The 22,621-nt window shown below is 62.6% G+C and carries 19 protein-coding genes; 7 read left to right on the top strand and 12 right to left on the bottom strand.

The features are described 5' to 3' along the window. Positions 1–12: 12 nt before the first annotated feature. The 6 genes from RWT78_RS02390 to RWT78_RS02365 are packed head-to-tail and all read right to left on the bottom strand — an operon-like array spanning position 13 to position 6,191. Positions 13–969: a phosphotransferase gene (locus RWT78_RS02390; RefSeq protein WP_314673527.1), complete on the bottom strand. Its 957-nt coding sequence runs from the start codon at positions 967–969 to the stop codon at positions 13–15. Next, positions 966–2,375 carry an amidase gene (locus tag RWT78_RS02385; RefSeq protein WP_314673526.1) on the bottom strand — a complete coding sequence of 470 codons (1,410 nt, stop codon included), beginning with the start codon at positions 2,373–2,375 and terminating at the stop codon, positions 966–968. Before RWT78_RS02385 ends, RWT78_RS02390 begins: the two co-directional genes overlap by 4 nt. Continuing rightward, complete coding sequence (locus RWT78_RS02380) at positions 2,372–3,616, bottom strand: M20 family metallo-hydrolase (RefSeq protein ID WP_314673524.1); 1,245 nt, start codon at positions 3,614–3,616, stop codon at positions 2,372–2,374. Before RWT78_RS02380 ends, RWT78_RS02385 begins: the two co-directional genes overlap by 4 nt. Next, on the bottom strand, positions 3,609–5,150 hold the full coding sequence (locus RWT78_RS02375) for a sodium:solute symporter (RefSeq protein ID WP_042450328.1): 1,542 nt from the start codon (positions 5,148–5,150) through the stop codon (positions 3,609–3,611). The genes RWT78_RS02380 and RWT78_RS02375 overlap by 8 nt, the downstream gene beginning before the upstream one ends. Position 5,151: 1 nt before the next feature. Continuing rightward, on the bottom strand, positions 5,152–5,430 hold the full coding sequence (locus RWT78_RS02370; protein ID WP_042450330.1) for a hypothetical protein: 279 nt from the start codon (positions 5,428–5,430) through the stop codon (positions 5,152–5,154). A gap of 11 nt (positions 5,431–5,441) precedes the next feature. Beyond that, positions 5,442–6,191, bottom strand: coding sequence for an inositol monophosphatase family protein (locus RWT78_RS02365; protein ID WP_052416997.1), 750 nt, complete (start codon positions 6,189–6,191; stop codon positions 5,442–5,444). Between the two features lie 211 nt (positions 6,192–6,402). On the opposite strand from RWT78_RS02365, the gene RWT78_RS02360 reads away from it, so the two are divergent. Further along, positions 6,403–7,164 carry a GntR family transcriptional regulator gene (locus tag RWT78_RS02360; RefSeq protein WP_172403418.1) on the top strand — a complete coding sequence of 254 codons (762 nt, stop codon included), beginning with the start codon at positions 6,403–6,405 and terminating at the stop codon, positions 7,162–7,164. Between the two features lie 54 nt (positions 7,165–7,218). Next, positions 7,219–8,565, top strand: a complete 1,347-nt coding sequence (locus RWT78_RS02355; protein ID WP_314673523.1) for a DUF5691 domain-containing protein — start codon at positions 7,219–7,221, stop codon at positions 8,563–8,565. 58 nt (positions 8,566–8,623) lie between these two features. On the opposite strand, the gene RWT78_RS02350 is transcribed toward RWT78_RS02355, so the two are convergent. The 5 genes from RWT78_RS02350 to RWT78_RS02330 form a co-directional block, all read right to left on the bottom strand. Continuing rightward, the gene (locus RWT78_RS02350) at positions 8,624–9,754 is read right to left on the bottom strand and encodes an acyl-CoA dehydrogenase family protein (protein ID WP_030536908.1); all 1,131 of its coding nucleotides are present in this window, start codon (positions 9,752–9,754) and stop codon (positions 8,624–8,626) included. Between the two features lie 8 nt (positions 9,755–9,762). Next, complete coding sequence (locus RWT78_RS02345; RefSeq protein ID WP_007736177.1) at positions 9,763–10,938, bottom strand: acyl-CoA dehydrogenase family protein; 1,176 nt, start codon at positions 10,936–10,938, stop codon at positions 9,763–9,765. Between the two features lie 107 nt (positions 10,939–11,045). Beyond that, a complete protein-coding gene (locus RWT78_RS02340; RefSeq protein ID WP_007736175.1) occupies positions 11,046–11,492 on the bottom strand; it encodes a hypothetical protein in 447 nt (148 codons plus the stop codon). Positions 11,493–11,560: 68 nt separating this feature from the next. Further along, positions 11,561–14,095 carry an FtsX-like permease family protein gene (locus RWT78_RS02335; RefSeq protein ID WP_314673522.1) on the bottom strand — a complete coding sequence of 845 codons (2,535 nt, stop codon included), beginning with the start codon at positions 14,093–14,095 and terminating at the stop codon, positions 11,561–11,563. 4 nt (positions 14,096–14,099) lie between these two features. Next, positions 14,100–14,873 (bottom strand): ABC transporter ATP-binding protein, encoded by a 774-nt coding sequence (locus RWT78_RS02330; protein ID WP_003945134.1) that lies wholly within the window; start codon positions 14,871–14,873, stop codon positions 14,100–14,102. A gap of 262 nt (positions 14,874–15,135) precedes the next feature. On the opposite strand from RWT78_RS02330, the gene RWT78_RS02325 reads away from it, so the two are divergent. The 4 genes from RWT78_RS02325 to RWT78_RS02310 all read left to right on the top strand — a co-directional run bounded on the left by RWT78_RS02325 (position 15,136) and on the right by RWT78_RS02310 (position 19,775). Next, positions 15,136–16,698: a long-chain-fatty-acid--CoA ligase gene (locus tag RWT78_RS02325; protein WP_003945105.1), complete on the top strand. Its 1,563-nt coding sequence runs from the start codon at positions 15,136–15,138 to the stop codon at positions 16,696–16,698. A gap of 22 nt (positions 16,699–16,720) precedes the next feature. Next, the gene (locus RWT78_RS02320) at positions 16,721–17,131 is read left to right on the top strand and encodes a YchJ family protein (RefSeq protein ID WP_042923391.1); all 411 of its coding nucleotides are present in this window, start codon (positions 16,721–16,723) and stop codon (positions 17,129–17,131) included. 56 nt (positions 17,132–17,187) lie between these two features. Next, positions 17,188–17,784, top strand: coding sequence for a hypothetical protein (locus tag RWT78_RS02315; RefSeq protein ID WP_007736169.1), 597 nt, complete (start codon positions 17,188–17,190; stop codon positions 17,782–17,784). Between the two features lie 92 nt (positions 17,785–17,876). Continuing rightward, positions 17,877–19,775 carry an ABC transporter ATP-binding protein gene (locus RWT78_RS02310; RefSeq protein WP_314673520.1) on the top strand — a complete coding sequence of 633 codons (1,899 nt, stop codon included), beginning with the start codon at positions 17,877–17,879 and terminating at the stop codon, positions 19,773–19,775. A 101-nt stretch (positions 19,776–19,876) separates the two neighbouring features. Here RWT78_RS02310 and RWT78_RS02305 read toward each other — a convergent pair whose 3' ends face one another. Further along, positions 19,877–21,652, bottom strand: a complete 1,776-nt coding sequence (locus RWT78_RS02305; protein ID WP_003945121.1) for a DEAD/DEAH box helicase — start codon at positions 21,650–21,652, stop codon at positions 19,877–19,879. Between the two features lie 102 nt (positions 21,653–21,754). Here RWT78_RS02305 and RWT78_RS02300 point away from each other — a divergent pair, with 102 nt between their 5' ends. Beyond that, positions 21,755–22,582 (top strand): carbon-nitrogen hydrolase family protein, encoded by an 828-nt coding sequence (locus tag RWT78_RS02300; RefSeq protein WP_314673519.1) that lies wholly within the window; start codon positions 21,755–21,757, stop codon positions 22,580–22,582. Positions 22,583–22,621 lie beyond the last annotated feature (39 nt).

Here is a 22,621-nt window from a genome sequence, read left to right as displayed (position 1 = left end):
GTCATCCTTGCCTCACAGGTTTCGGACTCGGTCGTCGAAATGCGGATCGCGCAAACCGATTCGAGCACGTAGGAATTGCCAGTCTGCGAACTTCGAGTACTCCAATGTTCCCGGTCGAATCACATCGACAAAGGAGCCGATGAGACCCCACTTCAACGAATCCGCAATCCCGTATATGCGACTACGATCGAACAGGCTTGAATCCCATTCTCCCCAGTACATTTCGAAGACAGGGCGCGCCTCGAGATCGGAAGGAGCCAACTCCGCGAGTAATACGCCGAGATCCTGCAGCGGATCCATCATCGCCGCGCAATCCCAATCGACCAATCTCAACGATGCGCCTTCTTCCACGACCAGCACATTCGACACATTGCCGTCGCCGTGACACGGAACAGCGTCGAATCCACTGCTCGCTATTCGTGTTCGGGCAGGATCCAAGGCCCGAAGCATCCAGTCGAGGTCAACTGGCAGTGACGAACCGGCGTGCTGCGCGATGAGCAAGGCAGCATCGAGATCTTCGAAGACCGTTGATGTTCGCGTGAACGGAGGCAGCGCGTGGACTGCCCGTCGCAGATGCACCAGACGTTCGATCGCCTCGACGTCATCGAAGAGATCAAGAGTCGCCGTCGATGCCATCTGCCCTAGATCGTCCATCACCAGCACTCCTGTTGCGGCATTCGAGTGGCGGACTCGAGGACCGATACCCGCTAGTCCCGCTGCGACCGCAGCGCGGAATGACGCTCCGACGTCGACGTACTCTAGCGAATGCTGCTGCATCACTTTGACGAAGAACCGGTCACTGCCAACCGAATTCGGCGTTGCGTCATCGACGATCCAATGATCGGAGTCGGCGCCCCACCAACTCGGGCTGGCCATGACCGGCGATCCAGCGTCCAGTCTTACTTCGGTATCGAGAAACAGCCCACCTGCCGACAATTCCTGTTGAACAAGCTGTTTGATGTCAGTCATCGGACACCTCCGGATACACGTAGCGTGACGTCAGGCCACGTCATGTCGAAAGGCCGCCTGTCCTCGAGCCATTTGGTCATCGCGAGAACATCAATGTCCGCAAAACGTGATCCGACGATCTGCACCCCGACTGGGCAACCGTCGACCATTCCGAAACACACCGTCGACGCCGGCTGCCCGGTCTGGTTGAACCACGCTGTGAAACTGCAATGCGCCAAGGGCCGTTCGGGGTCGAGACCGACCGTATCTGCGTCAAACCCCACCACCGGAATGACCGGGCTGATCACGAAGTCGTACGGCTCGAGATGCCGTTGGAGTCGTGCCTGTGCCGTGTTCACCGCGTCCAGATCGCGTGAATAGTCGGTAGCGCTCGCGAGCGACGCCGGTTCAGCCCACTCGGACACTGCAGCAATCACTTCCGCTCTCCGTTCCTCAGGTATCGACTCCCACTCCGCCCGGGCGCGAACCTGAAACAATCGATCCAGTGGTGCATAGGGATCGGACTCGAACGGCGGGGTCACCCTCGTCACCTTTGCCCCCGCCGCCGCGAGCATTTGCGCAGCAGCATCCACCACGGCAACGACCGCGGGTTCTGCTTCGTATCCGTAGCCCATTCCTGTCATCACGCCGATTCTCAGACCTCTCACCTCTGTCTCCCAGCGGGATTCGTCGATGGACTGCGCTGGGAGTGACCAGGCGTCACGGCTGTCAGGGCGCGCGATGGCCCGGTACATGTCGACCACCTCGTCCACCGTCCTGGCCATCGGACCCGGTGAGCGCATCATCGAAGACGGTAAGTGCGGAATCCTCCCCTGCGTTGGTTTGAGTGCGACCAACCCACAGTGTCCAGCCGGCAATCGCACCGAGCCGGCGATGTCCGTGCCCACCGCGGCATATCCGATGCCCGCCGCAAGGCTCGCACCTGCTCCGGCACTGGAGCCACCGGTGTTGCGTGAGAGATCCCAGGGATTGCGAACGATGCCGTACAGCGAACTGACGCCGGCGGCCATCATGCCGAAGTCCGGCATCGTCGTTTTGCCCACGATGACGGCGCCTGCCTCCTTCAATCGCGCCGCGGGCGGTGAATCACTCTCGGCATCAGGAACATCCGAGTGCGCTGCGCTCCCGTGACGCCACGGCATACCGACTGCATTGACGCTGTCCTTGATGGTGACCGGGACTCCGTCGAGACTGCTCAACGGGGTGCCGGTCGCCCATCGTGCCGCCGATTTTGCGGCCGCTGATCGGGCGCCGTCCACGTCGACCATCGCCATAGCGTTGATCGACGGATTCACAGCGTCGATCAACGCGAGAGTTGCACTCAATGAATCCACGGGCGTGAACTCACCAGTTCGGTACCCCTCAACGAGCGACGACATGTTCTGCGGAAGTACCTTGTCAATCACGATTGCTCCTGTTCCGACGACAATCCTTCTACTACAAGCCGTTCGAGCACACCCGTCAACATGTTCAGTCCAGCCAACAGATCTTCGGGTTTGGTGTATTCGTTCTCCGCGTGCGAGATGCCGCCGACGCTGGGCACGAATAGCATCACCGTCGGCACCAGGTCTTTGAGATTGATCGAATCGTGTCCTGCTCTGGTGAGCATTCTCCGGGCGCTCAGACCCAATCCGCCGGCAACCGACTCGGACAGCTCGATACCGGCGAGATCGTAGGAGGTGCTGGGGCGCAGCGAACCCGATTCGATGTCGACGGAGACTTCGCCCAGCGCCTCGATATCAGCTTTCGCCTGCAGGAACAGCTCATGAGCCTTGTCGAGAGCCGCTTCCTCACTTGACCGGATATCCACTGACATGACTACGTCGGACGCCACCACAACGGGTGAGTTCGGTTGGACGGTCAATCTTCCGATCGATGTGAGAACAGCCCCCGCAGGGAACGCCGACGCCACTTCACGAACCGCGACGATCATCTGTGCTGCGCCGAGGAGCGCATCCCTACGGTCTTCGATCAACGTCGCACCGGTGTGTGCCTGTTCGCCGCGAACTCGGACGAGATACTTGCGTACTGCCCAGTTGGCGGTGACCACGCCGATCGAGATCCCTTTCTCTTCCAGGACTCGCCCTTGCTCGATGTGGATTTCTGCGTACGCACTGCACTCCGGCGGCTCGTCCGAACCCAGGTAGCCGATATCACTGAGTGCGCCGCGGACCGTCCGACCGTCCGAATCGACGGTGTCGAGGACCTCACCCGCCGCGAACTTCCCGGTGAAAACCCCACTGCCCATCAAGCTGGGGCTGAATCTGCATCCCTCCTCGTTGAACCAGTCGACGACCGTGAGGTTGAAGGACGGTGTGATACTTCCGGCAGCGACTCGTTCGGCGACAGCGGCGGCAGCATGCGCCCCGGCAAGAACGCCGAAGGCTCCGTCGAAGCGACCTGCCTTCGGCTGACTGTCGAGGTGCGAGCCGACCAAGATGTGCGAAGCGCCTTCGATCCACTCGAGGGAGCCGAAAAGGTTGCCCACTGCGTCGACGCGGCAATCGAAACCATTCTCCGTCAACCAGATACGAAACCAGTCTCTGGTCTGCCCGTCCGCCGCGCTTGCGGCTTGACGTTCCACTCCACCTCCCTCGGTGGCGCCGAATCTCGACATCGCGTCGAAGTCTGCGAGGAAATCAGACATTCGTTACCCTCACCGAGGAATCCTCCACCTTGGAGACATGATTCGAAACAACCGAACGAGCGGCGATATCGAACATCTCTTCCACCCGAGTTCGCTCAGCCGCCGAGATGCCGGTCAAAGCGGAGACGACCAGGAACACGATGAGATTGACGGCCATTCCGACTACACCGCCGGTCAGTGAGCCAAGTCCGGCGATGTCATCCGGGTAGATGAAGGTCAACACCAATGCAATCCCGAAACCCGACAGCATGCCCGAAACTGCCCCGTACTTGTTGCCACCCCGCCAGAAGATTCCGAAGAAGAGCGGAACGGCCAACTGGACTACGCCCTGGTAGGAGATTTGTGCAAGGAGCTGCAACCGAGTCATGTCGTACGTTACGTAGGCCACCACTCCGGCCAATGCCATGAACCCCACCATGCTGACTTTTGCGACCACGGTAAGTGCCGAATCCGAAAGTTTGCGCTTGTCGGAGTTGACGAGATCGTTCGCAATTTGCAGACCACACACTTGGACACTTCCGTCGATGTGGCCCATCGACGCCGCGAACACCATTGTCACACCCAGACCGAGTAGCCAGGTTCCCCCGTACGACTCCATGATCGTGAACCATGCAGCCTGCGGGTTTGCGATGACCTCCGGCATCTGAGATGCGGCGATACCCAACAACATCAACAGCGTGTAGAACACACTCGAGATCAACACGGTACGTATAGTCCCCGCTTTTACTGCACGGACTCCCGACGCGGTGTAGATCCGTTGGAAACTCATCGGCCAGCACAACGATCCGACTACGCCGGTGAAGATCAGGCTGAAGAGGTAGAACGGACCGTAAGCGTCGCCGTCGCCGGGCACCCGCAGGAATTCGATTGGGACCTGCGCCAGCGCATTCATGCTGATCGGGCCGCCGGCGACGCCGGACAACAAGACCAGACATACAAGTGCTGCAATCACGTACGCGACGATCCCTTGGAACGCATCGGTCATGATCAACCCACGCATGCCCATCTTCACTGTCCAGTACTGACGGATCAGGATCAGCGCCAACCCGACAAGCAGGCAGGTGGTCACCGACCATCGACCCTCACTCGCGTATTGAAATACCTCCCCCAGTGCCTGCATTCCGAGAACCACCCACGGGAAGACCGAGACGATTCCGATGAGACTGGCGATCATCTTCACCGAACGTGAATTAAACCGCAAGCCAAGAAGATCCGGCTGTGATCGAAGGTTGTATCGGGCACCCCATCGCCACGCTCTTGTAGCCATGAAGTACATCATCGCGACACCGAGACTGGAGTAGGCGAGGCCGTAGAATCCGAAAACTCCTGCACCCGCAGCCATCCCGAAGAAAGCGATGAATACCGCGCCCGGCCACCAGGAGTTCACGTAGCACATGGCCACGTACCACGGGCCGTAGCTACGGCCGCCGACCGAGTATTCCTCGAACGTCGGCTTCGTCTTCTGCTGAGTCGCATAGAGAATGAAGAGCACTCCGGCGTAGAACAACGCCAGCATTCCGAGCATGATTGCCATGTCATTCTCCATTCGGACCGGCCGGCGTCAGCGCCAGCTCTTCGTCGAGTTCACCGCGAAGGTCTTCGACCCTGTACAAGCCCCACAGGCCCAACCCGAGAACCAACGCGTCGAGAATCCAGTACATGATGCTGAACGGGATTCCGAACACCAGCGTCGAAACCCCACTGCCCCAGAGATAAAGGGGCGGGAAAAGTGCAAACAGCAGCGCAATACCGTAAACGGACCCAAAGAACACCATGATCTTTCGGTGACTGAGCCCGCGGATGAAATCCTTCATCGGACCTTCCCTCAGTTGACGAGCTGGCGAATGGAGTCGTGCAGATGAGCGTTCGATGCAATTCCGTTGCCACAGTCGAAGTTCCGACGACCGTCGAGACTCGAGAAGCGACCACCCGCCTCTTCGATGATCACCGGCATCGGCGCGAGGTCGTAGGCCTTGGTCGTATAATCGACGATCGCATCGGCGTGCCCGCAGGCGACCATCGCATAGCCGTACGCGTCACCCCAGGTGCGGAGAATGACGCCCCGCGAGTTGAGATCGCGGATCGTATCCGGCTTCCAGTCCTCGAGCCACGTGGCCATCAGATACGCGCCGTCGAGATCCGTCCGGTCGGAGACAGCGGCGGGCTCGTCGTTTCTCCAGCATCCACCGCCCTTTTCTGCTGACACGAGCACACCGGCGCTGGGCAGATTGATCGCCCCGAATGTGATTTCACCCGCCTCTTCGTATGCGAGGAGGTTCGCATAGAGCGGCACCGAGTGGACAAACGACTTCGTTCCGTCGATCGGGTCGATGATCCACCGATTTCCGCTCGAACCCACGACGTCGTCGAACTCCTCGCCCATGATGCCGTCATCGGGGAAGTTCTCGGACAAAGCATCGCGAATCATCTGTTCGATCTCTTGATCAGCCTGGGTGACTGGCGATCCATCCGACTTCGTGTCGACCCGCAGCGTCGACTTGTCGAACCAGTGCCTGGCAAGATCTCCTGCTTCTCGAGTAATCGCCAACGCAATCTCGGCACGGGTCGAAAGCATTCGATTCACTGCTGGTGCCCTCCATTCCCTGAATAGGAGTCCGAAACCGACGACTTCGGACTCCCCAGAGATTCGGGCTAGACCATTTCTGGTTCTCTCACCAATTGTTAACGGCGTGTTACAGATCACACTTCGTGTTGTGGTGGATCGGGTGCCTCACTAGTTTTGGGGTTCAACGAACTGCCGTATTGCGAGGTCACGCCATATGTCGATGATGGAGCAGACTCGATCTGCGCTGTTACGGCTCGCTCAGGAACTCGAAGGACGCTCCGTGGGCAAATTCCCGCCCGAGCGCGAACTGGCAGCACGACTGGGGACATCTCGCACGACAGTGCGCAGCGCACTCGACGCGCTGGAACGTGAAGGATTGGTACATCGGGTCAAAGGCCGAGCAGGCGGCGCCTTTCTCACCAGCGTCCACGCAGACGCCCCCACTCCGGAGAACGCACGATCCCTGTGTGCCAGCCGACGACTGTCCCGAAATCTGAATACAGTCATGGGCGTACCGCAAATGCTCCAGGAACAAGGATTCCAGGATGGCACCAGAGTGCTGTCAGCACGTCTGGAGCGACCCAGCCCGCGAGCCGCCCAGATACTCGGAGTTTCCCCGGACCGCGATGTGATTTCCTTGTTGCGCTTACGATTTGCCGACGGTGACACGTTGTCGCTGGAACGGATGTATCTGGGCGACCCCGGATGCCGCGATCTGCTCAGAACGCACATGGATTCCGTCTACGAAGCCCTGCGTTGCAAATTCGGAATCGACATCTCGGCCACCGACGAATCCATCGAACTGGCAGAAGTCAGCTCCTCGGTGTCGACGCTTCTCGGACAACCGATGCCGGCCCCGGTGCTCAAGCTGGAACGAATCGGCTACGACCAGCATGAGCGTCCCGTCGAGTACTCGGTAGACCTCTTCCGTGCGGACCGAACACGACTGAGCGTGAGCACGCGGCCGGGACACCGTGTGTGAGCCCAGGCCGACCCTGCCCCCAAAGTCGACGTACCTCTGCCATACCGTAGGCGTGTGACCTCCCTGCGATCAGACGCGCACGCAGGTCACTCGCGCGCATCACGGACCCCTCCAGCGGTTCAACCGCTGCTTCCAGATCTCGCGATCGAACAACTCCAGTCTTTGTTGCAGGTACGTTCCTGGACTCTCGCGGAATGGTTCGCGATGGCCGACCAACGCGGATTCCTCGCGCCCGCTGCCAGCGTTCCGCTCTTCATGGAAGCCGCGCTGAAGTATCCCGAGCACCGCGAGGCGCTACTTCGCCTCGCCGGTCGACGCGGGCAGTACCTGGCGGAGCAGAACCCGGATTGGGCCCAGCTACGACGAATCGGATCACGCCGGGACGAGCTGTGGCTTTCGCCCGATCCGGACGACCGTACGGCCTGGTTCGATTACATACGTACGGTCGACCCGGAACTGGCGAGCGAAGAGCTCGAGATCGCTTGGGACGACGAGGCCACGGCAAGCCGGCTGCACTTCCTCGACCATCTCGACGTCGGGCTGGGTGAACACGACTACGCGCTCCTCGAGCGTGCACTCGACGATCCAGCCGTGCGGGTCCGTGAGCGTGCAATTCAACTACTACGGCAACTCCCCCGATCTCCGTTTGCCTCTCGAATGGTCACTCGGGCTCGGTCCTGGGTGCGGCTCGAGACGAAGCCCTTGCGGCCGCGCCTTGCCGTCCGATTGCCCGGCTCGCTCGACGACCTCGCATTTCGTGACGGCATCGAAGACGTCCACTACAAGAACAAGGGCATCCGGCGCTGGTGGTTACGGCAAGTCGTGACCGCCACTCCGCTGACGCTGTGGGAATCTATGGCCGGTTCGCCACGCGAGGCCCTCACCATCCCCATCGAGAAGCAATGGCGCGCGGTGATGATCGAATCATGGATTGCCGCAACCGTTCTCCAGAAGAACACCGCGTGGGCGTCGGCATTTCTGGAGCGGGACGGGCGCACGACGGACCGGAGAATCGTCGCCATCGCGGACCCACGCGAGCGCGTCGAGTACATCGTTGCCGGCCACGCGGACGAGTACCTTCTGGGCGTCGACGGCAGCGCACTACTCGACGGCATCGACCGCCCATGGCCCCTGGCCGTCGCCGAAAAGTTGTTGAATGCCTTGGAGAACGAAGCTCTGGATCATGCTGCGACGGGTGAGGACTTGGGCATCCACTCGCGTCACAGTCACTTTTCCACCCTGCGAAGCGTGCAGGCGCGCTTCCCTTTCGACGCCGTACCGCTTCTACAGGACGCGGCAGCCCGAACGAGCGACCCCGGGTGGCAACACGCATTCACCGACAGCGCCGTCAACATCGAGCAGCGCCGACTCCGCTTGGACGTCCTGCGCAATCACCGCTGAACGACGAAGGGGCCGCATCCTTGGAACGGATTGCGACCCCTTCGTTGTTCGTGAAAGATCAGACCACGCTGACCATCTCGTGATCAGCCACACCGGCGGCCAACACCCGAAGGTGATCTTCGGTGCTGCCGAGGGTGTGCTCGATGGCGACGAGTCGGCTCACGTAGTGCCCCACCGGGTACTCGGCGGTCATACCGATACCACCATGCATCTGGATCGCCTCCTGGCCGATGAGCCGAGCCGAACGCCCGATCTGCAACTTCACCCGCGAAGCGATCACTGGATCGACGACGCCGTCGGCAAGGGACATCGTTGCGTACAGACTCATGCTGCGCGCCAACTCGAGCGAGACGTACAGGTCGGCGGCGCGGTGTGTCAGTGTCTGGAACTTTGCGAGGGGAACCCCGAATTGCTTACGCGTCTTGAGGTATTCGGTGGTCAGGCGTAGCGCCTCTTCCATCGCTCCGACAGCCTCGGCGCACAGCGCGGCCTGCTCACGGATCTGCGCGGCCTGGATCAGAGCAGTAGCGTCACCGCCCTCACCGAGTGCTTCGGCCGGCGTATCGGTGAACTCGATCTGCGCACCGCGCAACCCGTCGTGAGTGGCGTAGGACTTGCGTACCAAACCGGAGGCATCGCTCTTGACGAGGAACAGTCCGACGCCACCGCCGGGGAGCGCAGCGCTCACGACCAAGATGTCCGCCGTCGCGCCGTGGCCGACGGGATTCTTGATACCGGTGATGGTCCAGCCGCCGTCGACCTGGGCCGCCGCGGTGGCCCGTTCGGTTGCCGGCCAACGGATTCCGGGTTCCTGATCGGCGAACGCGAGGAACGTGGTGCCCTCGGCCACTCCGGGAAGAATCGACGAACGCTGCTCTGCACTGCCACCTTCGGAGATGAGGCCGCCCGGCGTCACGACCGCGTCGAGTAGCGGCTCGGGTGCCAAGCGTCGACCGATCTCGGTCATGACCGCGCCGATTTCCACTGGGCCGGCGTCCATGCCGCCGTCGTCCTCGGAGAATGTCAGGCCGAGCAAGCCGACCTCGGCCAACTGCTTCCAGACCTGCGGGCTCCACCCGGGATCGGAGTCGATGATCGCGTTGCGCTTCTCGGCGTCGTAGCTACGCGCGAGGAGATCCTTGGTGGTGTCGCGGAGAAGTTTTTGTTCGTCGTTGAGTTCGAAGTCCATGCCACGCCTCACAATCCGAGGATCGAGGAGGCGATGATGCTGCGCTGCACTTCGCTCGATCCGCTGTAGATGGATACCTTGCGGTAGTTCAAGTACGTCGGGGCAGTGTGCTGTGCCCAGCTCGCGGAGGCGATGTCGCTGCCCGCGTCGTACGGCAGTGAATCAGGGCCGGCCACGTCCATCAGCAGTTCGACGCTCGCCTGCTGCAATTCGGAGCCACGAAGCTTGAGCAGCGACGACGCCGGGTTCGGCTGGCCGTCAGCGGAACTGGCTACCACTCGGAGCTGAGTGAGCTCGAGGGCAAGCAATTCGTTTTCGAGTTCGGCGAGGCGAGCAGCGAAGAGCGGATCTTCGAGCAGTGTTCCGTTGCCGACCTTGACCTCGGCAGCGCGGGCCTTGGCCTGGGCCAGACGAACCTTCGAGAACCCGACGCGGGTGACACCGGTTCGCTCGTTGCCGAGCAGGAACTTGGCGTAGCCCCAGCCCTGGTTCTCTTCACCGACCAGGTTCTCTCCCGGAACGCGGACGTCCTCGAAGAACACTTCGTTGACCTCGTAGCCGCCGTCGATCAGCTTGATCGGGCGGACCGTGACGCCAGGCGTCTTCAGATCGACAAGGATGAACGAGATGCCGGCCTGACGCTTGGGCGCATCGGGATTGGTACGCACGAGGCAGAAGATCCAGTCGGCGTACTGTCCCAGCGTCGTCCAGGTCTTCTGACCATTGATGACCCAGTCGTCGCCGTCGCGGACCGCACGGGTCTTGAGCGAAGCGAGATCGGAACCGGCCTCGGGTTCGGAGAATCCCTGGCACCACCAGATGTCGAGGTTCGCAGTCGCCGGAAGGAACTTCTCCTTCTGCTCCTGCGAGCCGAAGGCCGCGATGACCGGACCGACCATGTTGGCGTTGAACGCCAAAGGTTCGGGAACCGACGCAAGCTGCAGTTCGTCGAGCCAGATGTTGTGCTGGACCGGGGTCCAGTCCTTGCCGCCCCACTCGACCGGCCAGTGCGGTACCGCCAGACCGTGAGCGTTGAGGATCTGCTGCGCCTCGACCATACGGTCGCGCCCCAACTCCTCGCCGTGGGCGTACGCCTCCCTGATGTCCGCGGGGATTTGCGTACGGAAGAACGTCCGCATCTCGTCGCGGAACGCTAGTTCCTCGTCGGTCAATGCCAGGTTCATCGGGATTCCTTCGCACTCGAAACCGGATTCATGTTCGGTTCGACCGTACCCCGACAACTATGGAGGCGGAACAGGTACCGCAAAAGACGGCACTCAGAGCCGACCTCCTACACGGTTTTCAGGACCAACAGGTAACCCCCGCCCGCGGCGTCGATGCTTGTTTCGACATTCAACGCGGGAGCCAGACGCGACAACCGATCGATCAGCCAATCCGACGCTTCCTGCGCGTCGTCCTTGCCGGGGCAGCGAGCGACGGCGACGCGACCACCCTTGCGCTCGAGCTGCTCCACGACCCCGATGATCGGAGCGGGATCCACGACGAACAGCCGATCCGGCCATTCCACAACAGGTTTGACCGCACCCTTCTTGGTGTTGCATGCACGGTGCGCCAAGCGTTCGACGCCACCTTTGGTCTTGCCACCCTTTTTTGCGGTGTTGATGCTGTCGATACTCGGGCCGCGCGGATCATTGACGGACATATCGGGATCGACCGGTTCGTCACACAGCCAGCAGCGCCAGGATTCACGTTCGCCGACTTCTTGAAGGGTGCTCATGTGGCAACGGTACCGTGCGCACTTTCGGCTGCTTCCGCTACCAAAAGTGCGCACGGGGGCCGAAGGCCCTACATGTCTGCAATCGCCTCCAGCGGCTTTGTCTTGGCCGCTCGGTTGGCCGGCCACAGCGCCGCCAAGACACCCACCACACCCGAGCCGATCAGCATTCCGACCACCTGACCCCACGGGATCGTGATCTTGTCGAGGCCCTGATCCGCGAGAGTGCTCACGAAGGCCCAACCGAACGCGATGCCGAGAACAACTCCGACCGCCGCGCCGTACACCGCGATGAGCACCGACTCGAGGTAGATCGTGCGTCGCATCTGTCCGCGCTGCATGCCGACAGCACGCAGCATTCCGATTTCTCGTCGCCGCTCGACCACCGACAGTGCCAGGGTGTTGATGATGCCCAGGATTGCGATCACGACCGCGAGTGCAAGCAGTCCGTAGAGGATCGCCAACAACGTGTTGATCTGCTGGCCCTGAGTTCCCTTGAACTCCTCACGATCCTGCACCTGGACGACGACGTACTTCTCCGTGGCCGTTTCGAGCTCGGATCGCAGCGTTGTCAGATCCGCGCCAGGCTTCGCCTTCACCAGAACCACGAAGTCCGGCAGACTCTCGGCCGGCATCAGCTTCCGATACGCCTCGTCCGAGACGATCCACGAGCCGATCAGCTGGTTGTCCTCGAACACTCCCGCGACAACCGTCTGGTACTCGACGCCGCCGGGACCGGTCAACGTCTGGGTCGAACCCACAGTCCAACCCTTGTCGTCCGCAGTCGACTTCGAGACGAGCATGTTGTTGCCGGTCAGATCGACCGTGCCCTCGAGGATCTTGTATTCGAGCACGCCTTCGATCGGGCCGTCGAACGAAGCGCCCTGCTCGTCCTCACCGTCGACCTTCGCACGCACTCCGTGCAACGACGTCGCGCTCTGCACGTCGGGCACCTGTCGGACCGCGTCGGCCGCACCTCGCGGCACGCCGATCGCGTTGGGACCGGTCAGGATGTAGTCGGCCGAAACACCCACGTCGACAAGAGCATTGATGCTCGCCTTGGCCGAAGAACCGAACACTCCGATGACCGTCACCAGCATCAGACCGAGAGTCAACGCGAATGCCGTTGCGGCCGTGCGACGGGGATTGCGCACCGCATTGGTACGAGCCAATCGCCCGATGGCACCGAACGGCTTGGCGAACACGGCACCGAGCGCGCCGACGATCGGCCGCGACAGCGCGGGAGCCCCGAGAAGCACCGCGATGATCAACGAGAACGCACCGAGCCCGACGATCAGCGCCGCGCCACCACCGGTACCGCGAGAGCCGAACACGAGCAGTGCCACACCGATCACGCCGAGAATCGCACCGATCAACGTCCGCACTCGCAGTGAGTCACCGGTAGAGGCGAACTCCTCACGCATGGCCGCCACCGGCGGGATCTTCGACGCACGACGAGCCGGGGCGTAAGCGCTGAGCGTCGTGACGACGACGCCGACCACCAACGCGACGATGATCGTGCGGGCACCCACCTGGAGCGGGCCTTCCGGCAGACCGACGTCGAATGTGTTGAGGAGACTGCGCAATCCGTAGGCGAGACCGATACCGCCGAGCAGACCGATGATGCTGCCGATGAGTCCGACCACGAGCGCCTCGGTGACCACCGAACGGCCGACCTGCGCTCGGCTCGCACCGATCGCACGCAGCAGCGCCAGCTCACGAAGACGCTGCGCCACGATCATCGAGAAGGTGTTGTAGATGATGAACGTTCCGACGAGTAGAGCAATCGCGCCGAACGCCAACAGGAAGTAGTTGATGAAGCTCAGCGCCGAGTCGACCTCGGCCTTGGTCTCCTCACGAACCTGGTCGCCGGTCTGCACCTTGAGATCGGGGAAAACCTGCTCGACGCGTTGCTGCAGTTCCGTCTGCGACACCCCGTCGCCCGCGACGTCGATGTACTCGACGTGTTGGCCGTCGGTGAAGAGTCCACGGGCCTGCTCGTCGGTGAAGAGCGCGCCGATGAACCCGCCGGTGTCGCTGCCCGCCCCCTCGTAGATACCGGACAACGTCACGTCCACGATTCCGCGAGCCGGTGCCAGAACCTTGGCGGAGTCCCCCACCTTCAGTCCGGCTCGCTCGGCGGCGCTGGTGTTCAGCGCGACCTGACCGGTCTGCGTCGGAGGCGCGCCCTCGACGAAGGTGTCGGGTTCGGCAATCGCCTGGCCCGGCGGTAGGTAGGACTGCCCGATACTCGGCGCGCCGCCGGTCTGAACAGCGCCGCCGTCTGCGTTGATCAGGACGATCTGTCCGCTGACGGCCGGCGCCACCGCTCGGACACCGTCGACTGCGGCAAGTTTGTCGACATCCTCGACCGGACCGCCACTGGTGTTGCGCTCTTCCATCGATACCCGGACGTCGACGCCCTGGGCGGTGTTCTCGAAGATCGAATCGAAAGTCTTCTGGAGGGTGTCGGTGAAAACGAACGACCCCGCGACAAAAGCCGTGCCGAGCACCACGGAGAGAACCGTCAGCGCAAGTCGCACCTTGTGTGCCGCCAGGTTGCGCAGGGAAACCTTGCGCATCGGCGAGTTACTTACCGAAGCCATGTGCTCAAGCCCCGGCTTCCACGTTCACGACCGCCTGCGGAGCGTCCAGACGCTTCATCCGGTCGAGGACCGAATCCGCCGTAGGCTCGCGCAATTCGTCGACGATCTTGCCGTCCGCGAGGAACACCACCCGGTCGGCATACGCCGCTGCCCGCGGATCGTGCGTCACGATCACCACGGTCTGGTTGAACTCGTCGACGGCCGCCCGCAGGATCGAGAGCACCTCACCGGAGGACTTCGAATCGAGGTTTCCGGTCGGCTCGTCGCCGAAGATGATCTCCGGCTGACCCGCCAGCGCACGCGCACACGCCACACGCTGCTGCTGACCACCCGAGAGCTCTCCCGGCCGATGATCGAGGCGATCCCCGAGACCCAGCTTGGTCAGGACGCTGTTCAGCCAGGTCGGGTCCGCCTTGCGTCCCGCGATGTCGAGCGGCAACGTGATGTTCTCGAGCGCCGTCAGCGTCGGCACCAGGTTGAACGCCTGGAAAACGAAACCGATGCGATCGCGTCGTAATTGGGTCATCTGTTTGTCGGAAAGCGTCGTGAGTTCCGTGTCGCCGATGAGAACGGAACCCGAACTTGCGGAATCCAGACCGGCGAGGCAATGCATCAGCGTCGACTTACCGGAACCGGACGGCCCCATGATCGCCGTGAACTCACCGCGGGCGAAATCTGCGGACACAGAACTGAGTGCGTGCACCTGGGTATCTCCGGTGCCGTAGGTCTTGGACAGGCCGACTGCGCGGGCCGCGACATCCTGGGCGTGCGAACTCATGATCGCCTTTCCTGTTCACTTCGGTGCTACTTTGCGGGCGTGACGGGCGCCCGTGAAAACACGGACGCCCGCAATGGTTGGTTCCATCCTGTCGGGTGGCGGGCGCGCCCGCCATCGGGGACCACCCTGATATCTGCGGCCGAGCCGGTCAGGGTGGGGGGAATGCGACCCCTCCTGCTTGTGCGCATTGACTGGAAACAGCGATACGAAGACCGGGCGCACATTAACCTTGTGACACCAATCACACGAGAGAGGCGGCCGAATGTCCGACGCCACCGCTGGAATCATTTTCGATCGGCTAGAGCACTGGGCGACGGTCAAGCCTGATCAAGCAGCGATGACCTTCCAAGGGACCGAATTCACGTGGGCCCAGTGGCGGGACCGCATCTTGCGTATCGCCGCCGCCCTCGCCGAATCAGGCATCGGTGCCGGCGACACTGTCGCGTTCGTCGACAAGAATCATCTGTCCTGTCTCGAAGTCACCTACGCCGCCTCACTGCTCGGCGCCGCGAATGTCGTTCCCAACTGGCGACTTTCGAGCGAAGAGCTGGATTACGTCCTCGCGGACTGTGGCGCTCGCATTCTGTTCGTCGGCAGCGAACTACTCCCCCAGGTCGTCGCGATGCGAGACCGCTTGACGGCCGTCGAATCGATCTTCGCCGTCGGCGGTGAACACGACGAATTCGAGCCGTGGATCGACGAGGTCACACCGCTGCACTCCCGCCCCGAGGTGAGCCCCGATGCCACCGCTCTGGTTCTCTACAGTTCCGGGACGACCGGTCGCCCCAAGGGTGTCCAGCTCACGCATCGAAACCTGTTCGCGCACAGCAACAATGTCCTCGAAATCCTGCCGGCCCACGAGGATCACCGATTCTTGATCGCGATGCCGATGTTCCACGTCGGCGGAACGTGCTACGCCATCATGGCAATTCACACCGGTGGCCGCTGTTACTTCACGAGAGAAGCCGACGGACCGTCGATCTTCGCCGGTCTCGCCGCCGGAGCCAACATCGCCTTTCTCGTCCCACCGGTCATTGCCGGAGTCCTGGCCGCAGGCGAGCAGGCGGTCGCCGCCTTCAAAGCATTCAAACGCATCACCTACGGCGCCGCCCCCATGCCGCTCCCACTGTTGCGCGCGGCACTCGCAGCGTGGCCGGACACCGAATTCGTGCAGGTCTACGGCATGACCGAAATGGCAGGCGTCATTACCGCGTTGATGCCGGACGTTCACCGCGACGAGTCGCAGGTCGAGCGCATGGCATCGGCAGGTACGGCGATCCCCGGCGTCGAGATGCGCGTGGTGGACCCCGTCACGCTCGAGGACGTGCCCACCGGAACGACCGGTGAACTGTGGTGGCGATCCGAACAGTGCACACCCGGATACCTGGGCAAGCCTGAGGCGACGGCCGAAACGATTACCGCAGACGGGTGGCTGCGTAGCGGCGACATGGGCCGCGCCGACTCCGACGGCTTCGTCTTCATCGAGGACCGCCTCAAGGACATGATCATCACCGGCGGCGAGAACGTCTACTCCCCCGAGATCGAACGAGTACTGGTGGAGCATCCGGCAATCGCCGAGGTCGCGGTCATCGGCGTTCCCGACGACCGTTGGGGTGAAACCGTCAAGGCTGTCGTGGTTCTCACTGCCGAAGCGCAGATCGACGAAGCCGAACTGATCACCTATACACAGGAACGCCTCGCAAAGTTCAAGTGCCCGACCAGTATCGACGTCGTCGAGATTCTTCCCCGCAATCCCACCGGAAAGATCCTCAAACGCGACCTCCGCAAACCGTACTGGGAGAACCGCGAACACAAACTGGTCTGAGTTCGCGTGCTGTAATGGGGCGGTGACTTCGCGCCGCCCCACCACACCCAATCCGACCGATCCGTGCCCGTGCGGCAGCGGCAACGCGTTGGCCGAATGCTGCGGCAAGTACATCAGCGGAGTAGCGCACGCACCGACCGCCGAAACCCTGATGCGTTCGCGTTACACGGCTTTCGCTGTGATGGACGACGAATATCTCACGCGGACTTGGCATCCCGACCATCGCCCAGCCCAACTCGATCTCGACCCCGACCAGAAATGGCTCCGGTTGGAGATCCTGGACACCGAACGGGGCGGGCTGTTCGATTCCGACGGCGTCGTGGAATTTCGCGCTCACTACACATTCGGACGCGAGCGGGGAATGCTCCACGAACGCAGTCGATTTGCGCGAACAGAGGGTAAGTGGCTCTATGTCGACGGCGATATCGGTTAGGTAACTCCGGGCACCGCCGCCGCGGATCCCGATAACGCGAGCCCTACGATCGAGTCATGACAACGAACCGGACGAGATCATTTGCCGCTGTCGCTGCCATCGCAGTGGGCGTGAGCCTGACTGCCTGTTCGCAGGACGCGGAGACCACTCCCACGGCAGCCACCTCGGCCGTCACCTCGACCTCGACCTCGAGTGCAGCAGCGTCGACCACAGAACCAGTCCCGACGGACAGCTCCGACAAGACGTCGGCTGCGGGCACCGAATCCAAGCTCACCGTCGTCGACATCCGAGTGGGCGAGCACGACGGATTCGATCGTGTCGTCTACGAAATGGGTGGAACCGGCACACCCGGTTGGCGCGTCAAGTACGTCGACGCGGCGACGCAGGAAGGCAGCGGTAAGCCCGTGGACATCAAGGGTGCCGCAGTGATCCAGGTCCTGATCGACGGTTCCGCATATCCCTTCGACAGCGGAGTCGAGCAGTACTCCGGCCCCAACCCGGTCCCCGGCGTCGGCGGAGTCGTGACCGAGGTCAACGGGTCCAACGTCTTCGAGGGAGTCACGCAGTCGTTCATCGGCGTGACCGAGAAGCAGCCGTTCACGGTCACGACGCTCAGCGACCCTCCTCGCGTGGTGGTCGACGTGGCCCGCTGAGGCCGCACTTGACCTGAAGTTTGGTTGAGGTTCTACCTTCGTGTCGTACCGGCCACGTAATCTTCGTGGCCGGCGACCGGAGGGGCGAAGTCATGAGTATGGAAGTCACCGCGTGGAACGCGATGTACAACGCGATGCACGCGCAAGAAGATCGGCGCCCGTTCTCGAAGGCGACACTGAAGCGGATCGCGACGTTCGCAGTTCCACAGAAACGCAACCTCAGCTGGTACCTCGTACTGAGTGTCGTCACTGCTGCGCTTGCCGTGGCAACACCTGTCCTGGCCGGGCGCGTGGTCAACGCGATAGTCGGCGGCGACGCCGTCGACGTGGTCGTCAAACTTGCCGCCCTGATCGCACTGGTTGCACTTCTCGAAGCCGCTCTGGGACTGTTGACCCGGTGGCTCTCGGCCAGCATCGGCGAAGACCTGATCCTGCATCTGCGCACCACCGTCTTCGATCACGTCCAGAAGATGCCCATCGCGTTCTTCACCAGAACTCGAACCGGAGCACTGGTCAGCCGTCTCAACAACGACGTCATCGGCGCTCAGCGCGCCTTCAGCGACACCTTGTCCGGAGTGGTCAGCAATCTGGTCACCCTGGTGATCACGCTGATCGTCATGCTCGGGATCTCCTGGCAGATCACCGTCCTCGCGCTGCTACTTCTCCCGATCTTCGTCATCCCCGCACGGCGCATGGGCGCAAAACTTGCAGCACTCAATCGTGAAGCAGCCAACCATAATTCGCTCATGAGCACCCAGATGACGGAGCGGTTCTCCGCTCCCGGCGCGACTCTGGTCAAGCTGTTCGGCCGCCCGTCGCAAGAATCTGCGGAGTTCGCGGTTCGCGCCAGGCGTGTGCGCAACATCGGAGTCCGGACCGCAATGCTGCAGTCCGTCTTCGTCACAGCGCTGACACTGGTCTCGGCCCTTGCTCTTGCCCTCGTCTACGGACTCGGCGGTTTCTACGCGCTGCGCGGACAGTTGGACGCAGGCGCCGTCGTGGCGATGGCATTGTTGTTGACGCGGCTGTACTCGCCGTTGACCGCACTGGCCAGCGCCCGGGTGGACGTCATGAGCGCCCTGGTCAGCTTCGAGCGGGTATTCGAGATTCTCGATCTGGCGCCGCTCATCACCGAGAAGCCCGATGCACGCACGGTGCCGCAGGGCCCGGTGTCCGTCGAGTTCAAGAACGTCACTTTTGCTTACCCATCCGCGGACAAGGTGTCTCTCGCGTCCCTGGAGGAAGTCGCGATCCTCGACACCCGCGGCGGCGAGGACGTGTTGCACGACCTGTCGTTCCGCACCGAAGCAGGACAGATGGTCGCCTTGGTCGGCACGTCCGGTGCCGGAAAGTCGACCGTGGCGCAGATGATTCCGCGCCTCTACGACATCGACTCCGGTTCGGTCGAGTTGGGCGGCGTCGACGTCCGCGACCTCAGTGCCGATTCCATCCGGGAGACCGTCGGCATGGTCACGCAGGACGGGCACCTGTTCCACGAGAGCCTTCGATCCAACCTGCTCCTTGCGCGACCGGATGCCACCGAAGAAGATCTGCGTGAGGTTCTGGAGCGCGCACGGCTCACCGACCTGGTTGCGTCGCTGCCCGACGGACTGGAGACCGTGGTGGGTGAACGCGGTTACCGCCTCTCGGGCGGCGAGCGTCAACGCCTGACCATCTCACGCCTGCTCCTGGCCCAGCCTCGCGTCGTCATCTTGGACGAGGCCACCGCGCATCTCGACTCGACGTCGGAAGCTGCGGTTCAGGAAGCACTCGGCGAAGCACTCGCCGGGCGGACTGCGGTGGTGATCGCTCACCGATTGTCGACGATCCGTTCCGCGGACCTGATCCTTGTCGTCGAGGCAGGCCAGATCGTCGAGCGCGGCAACCATGAGGAACTGCTCGCGCGCAGTGGCCGCTACGCCGAGTTGTACCGCACGCAGTTCGACACCAACGCCCGGAAGAACGGCGCCCTCGCACCGACGCCGATCTGATACCGCGCAGCGCCTTGCCCCCCACACAGAAAACAGGCGCTGTCCTCCTCGCGGAGGGCAGCGCCTGTTTCAGTCTTCATGACAGTCGTTGAAGCTGTAGGTCAGTCGTTGTAGCGATCGCGTCCGCCACCGCGGCGGTCGTCACGTCCACCGCGATCGTCCCGGCCACCACGGTCGCCACGGCCACTCGGACGTCCCTGCGGCGGGCCGAAATCAGGCTGCAGCTGGATCAGGACGCCGGAGATGCGTGTGCGACGCAAAGCTTCGAGAGTCTCGTTGGAGAGGTCGGCCGGCAGCTCGACGATGCTGTGATCCGGGCGAATGCTGATGTGCCCGAAGTCGCTTCGACGAAGCCCACCCTCGTTGGCGATGGCACCGACGATGGCACCCGGAACGACGCGGTGACGCTTGCCTACGGCGATGCGGTACGCGGCCAGCTCCTGGCCCTCGGGCCCACGCGAGCGCGGGGCCGGGCCGTCGTCGAAACGACGGGGAGGACGTGGTTCACGAGGCTCGCGCTCACGACGCGGCGGTGCCGGCGGCTCGGGAGAAAGCAAGAATGCTTCGCCGTCGCGCGACTGCAACGCCAGAGCGGCAGCGATGTCGATGAGCGGAACGTCGTGTTCCTGGTCGTAGTCCTCGATCATCTTGCGGAACATCGCGAGATTCTCCGAGGCCAGGCTCTCGGTGATGGAGTCACCGAACTTGGCCACGCGCTGGGCGTTGACGTCGTCGACACTGGGAAGCTGCATCTCCGCAAGCGGCTGACGGGTCGCCTTCTCGATGGACTTGAGCAGATGACGCTCACGCGGGGCGACGAACAGCAACGCGTCACCCTGACGACCGGCGCGGCCGGTACGACCGATGCGGTGGACGTACGACTCCGTGTCATGCGGGATGTCGTAGTTGACGACGTGGGAGATTCGATCCACGTCGAGGCCTCGAGCAGCAACGTCGGTCGCGACGAGGATGTCGAGGGCGCCGTTCTTGAGCTGACCGATGGTCCGCTCACGCTGGGCCTGGACGATGTCACCGTTGATCGCGGCGGCCGAGTGCCCGCGGGCGCGCAGCTTCTCCGCAAGGTCTTCGGTGGCCTGCTTGGTACGGACGAAGATGATCATCGCCTCGAAAGCCTCGACCTCGAGGACGCGGGTCAGTGCATCGAGCTTGCGCTGATGAGCAACCTGAATGTAGCGCTGCGTGATGTTCGAGGCGGTCGACGTCTTGGACTTGACGGTGATCTCGACCGGATTGTTCAGGTACTGCTTCGAGATCCGGCGAATCGAGCCGGGCATCGTTGCCGAGAACAGAGCGACCTGCTTGTCGCCGGGGGTGTCGCGGAGGATGCGCTCGACGTCCTCCTGGAAGCCCATCTTGAGCATCTCGTCGGCCTCGTCCAGAACGAGGTACTTGAGATTGGTCAGATCCAGGGTGCCCTTTTCGAGATGGTCGATGACACGACCAGGCGTACCGACGACGACGTGCGCACCGCGGCGCAGTCCGGACAGCTGGACGCCGTAGCTCTGGCCACCGTAGATCGGCAGGACGTTGAGTCCGGGGATGTGCGCGGAGTACTTGCCGAAGGCCTCGGCAACCTGAAGCGCCAGCTCACGCGTGGGAGCAAGCACCAGCGCCTGGGTCTGCTTGATCGACGTGTCGATCCGCGACAGAACGGGAACTGCGAAGGCTGCGGTCTTGCCGGTACCGGTCTGTGCGAGACCGACGACGTCCTTGCCTTCGAGCAGTGGCGGAATGGTGGCAGCCTGAATGGGCGAGGGCGACTCGTAGCCCACGTCTGACAGTGCCTTCAGTACCCGATCATCGATGTCGAGGTCGGCAAATGTTGGGGGTTCGGGGTCACGCTCAATATCACTCATTTGACCAGCAGTTTAGCGGATAGAGTATAGACACGACGACATACCGGGGGTGCTTTTACGACAGATCCACCCTCCCAGCGGGTTTCGCCTAGCGTATGGAGCATGACCGCAGCCACCGCAGCCACCCCCTCCCAGACCGTTGTCGCGATTGCCCAATTCGCCCCGGGGACGGACACGAAAGCCAACCTCGAATCACTGCGATCACTGGCTTCCGATGCAGCAGCACGGGGCGCGAAAGTTGTCGTGGCGCCGGAATACTCGATGTTCACCGCACCGAAGACGGATGAGCGTTTGATCGAGTCCGCGGAGGACCTGGACGGCGAATTCGGTTCGGCGCTGGCGTCGGTGGCCGCGGAGTTCGGAATCTTCCTCGTGGCAGGAATGAACGAGCGGATCGACGACGTGAGCAGAATCTCCAACACCCTCGTCGCGATGGACCCGAACGGCGAACTGGTGGCGACCTACCGGAAGCTGCATCTCTACGACGCTTTCGGTTACCAGGAGTCGGCCGTGATCCGCGCGGGCGAGATCACCGAACCGCAGACTTTCGGGTGCGACGGCCTGACCTTCGGCCTCCAGACCTGCTACGACCTGCGCTTCCCGGAAGTCACCCGGCGCATCGTCGACGTCGGCGCAGACATCTTGCTCCTGCCCGCCCAGTGGGTGCCGGGGCCGCTCAAGGAAGACCACTGGACCACTCTCGTGCGCGCCCGGGCCATCGAAAACACGATGTACATCGCAGCGGCAGATCAGAGCGCGCGCGGCGGCGCGGGTGCCAGCATGATCGTCGACCCGATGGGCGTCGTGATGTGTTCCCTTGGCGAGCAGGTCGGGGTCACCACCGCACTCGTTTCGGCTGCTCGCATCGCCGAGGTACGCGAGAAGAATCCTGCTCTCGCGCTGCGGAGGTTCACAGTCTCGTCGCGGTGACCTGCAGCGAGTAGCGTCGAACTGGTCGGGGTTCGAGCT

The sequence above is a fragment of the uncultured Rhodococcus sp. genome (genome assembly GCF_963525155.1).
GTDB lineage: Bacteria > Actinomycetota > Actinomycetes > Mycobacteriales > Mycobacteriaceae > Rhodococcus_F > Rhodococcus_F qingshengii.
This window is presented reverse-complemented; position numbering and strand designations above follow the sequence as displayed.

Bases quoted from the DNA above. Each gene is read 5' to 3' on its own strand.
- RWT78_RS02360 (WP_172403418.1), top strand. From the start codon at position 6,403: ATGATGGAGCAGACTCGATCTGCGCTGTTACGGCTCGCTCAGGAACTC.
- RWT78_RS02365 (WP_052416997.1), bottom strand. From the start codon at position 6,191: ATGCTTTCGACCCGTGCCGAGATTGCGTTGGCGATTACTCGAGAAGCA.
- RWT78_RS02300 (WP_314673519.1), top strand. From the start codon at position 21,755: ATGACCGCAGCCACCGCAGCCACCCCCTCCCAGACCGTTGTCGCGATT.
- RWT78_RS02375 (WP_042450328.1), bottom strand. From the start codon at position 5,150: ATGGCAATCATGCTCGGAATGCTGGCGTTGTTCTACGCCGGAGTGCTC.
- RWT78_RS02315 (WP_007736169.1), top strand. From the start codon at position 17,188: ATGACAACGAACCGGACGAGATCATTTGCCGCTGTCGCTGCCATCGCA.
- RWT78_RS02330 (WP_003945134.1), bottom strand. From the start codon at position 14,873: ATGAGTTCGCACGCCCAGGATGTCGCGGCCCGCGCAGTCGGCCTGTCC.
- RWT78_RS02305 (WP_003945121.1), bottom strand. From the start codon at position 21,652: ATGAGTGATATTGAGCGTGACCCCGAACCCCCAACATTTGCCGACCTC.
- RWT78_RS02340 (WP_007736175.1), bottom strand. From the start codon at position 11,492: ATGAGCACCCTTCAAGAAGTCGGCGAACGTGAATCCTGGCGCTGCTGG.
- RWT78_RS02380 (WP_314673524.1), bottom strand. From the start codon at position 3,616: ATGTCTGATTTCCTCGCAGACTTCGACGCGATGTCGAGATTCGGCGCC.
- RWT78_RS02390 (WP_314673527.1), bottom strand. From the start codon at position 969: ATGACTGACATCAAACAGCTTGTTCAACAGGAATTGTCGGCAGGTGGG.
- RWT78_RS02325 (WP_003945105.1), top strand. From the start codon at position 15,136: ATGTCCGACGCCACCGCTGGAATCATTTTCGATCGGCTAGAGCACTGG.
- RWT78_RS02350 (WP_030536908.1), bottom strand. From the start codon at position 9,754: ATGGACTTCGAACTCAACGACGAACAAAAACTTCTCCGCGACACCACC.
- RWT78_RS02345 (WP_007736177.1), bottom strand. From the start codon at position 10,938: ATGAACCTGGCATTGACCGACGAGGAACTAGCGTTCCGCGACGAGATG.
- RWT78_RS02335 (WP_314673522.1), bottom strand. From the start codon at position 14,095: ATGGCTTCGGTAAGTAACTCGCCGATGCGCAAGGTTTCCCTGCGCAAC.
- RWT78_RS02310 (WP_314673520.1), top strand. From the start codon at position 17,877: ATGAGTATGGAAGTCACCGCGTGGAACGCGATGTACAACGCGATGCAC.
- RWT78_RS02370 (WP_042450330.1), bottom strand. From the start codon at position 5,430: ATGAAGGATTTCATCCGCGGGCTCAGTCACCGAAAGATCATGGTGTTC.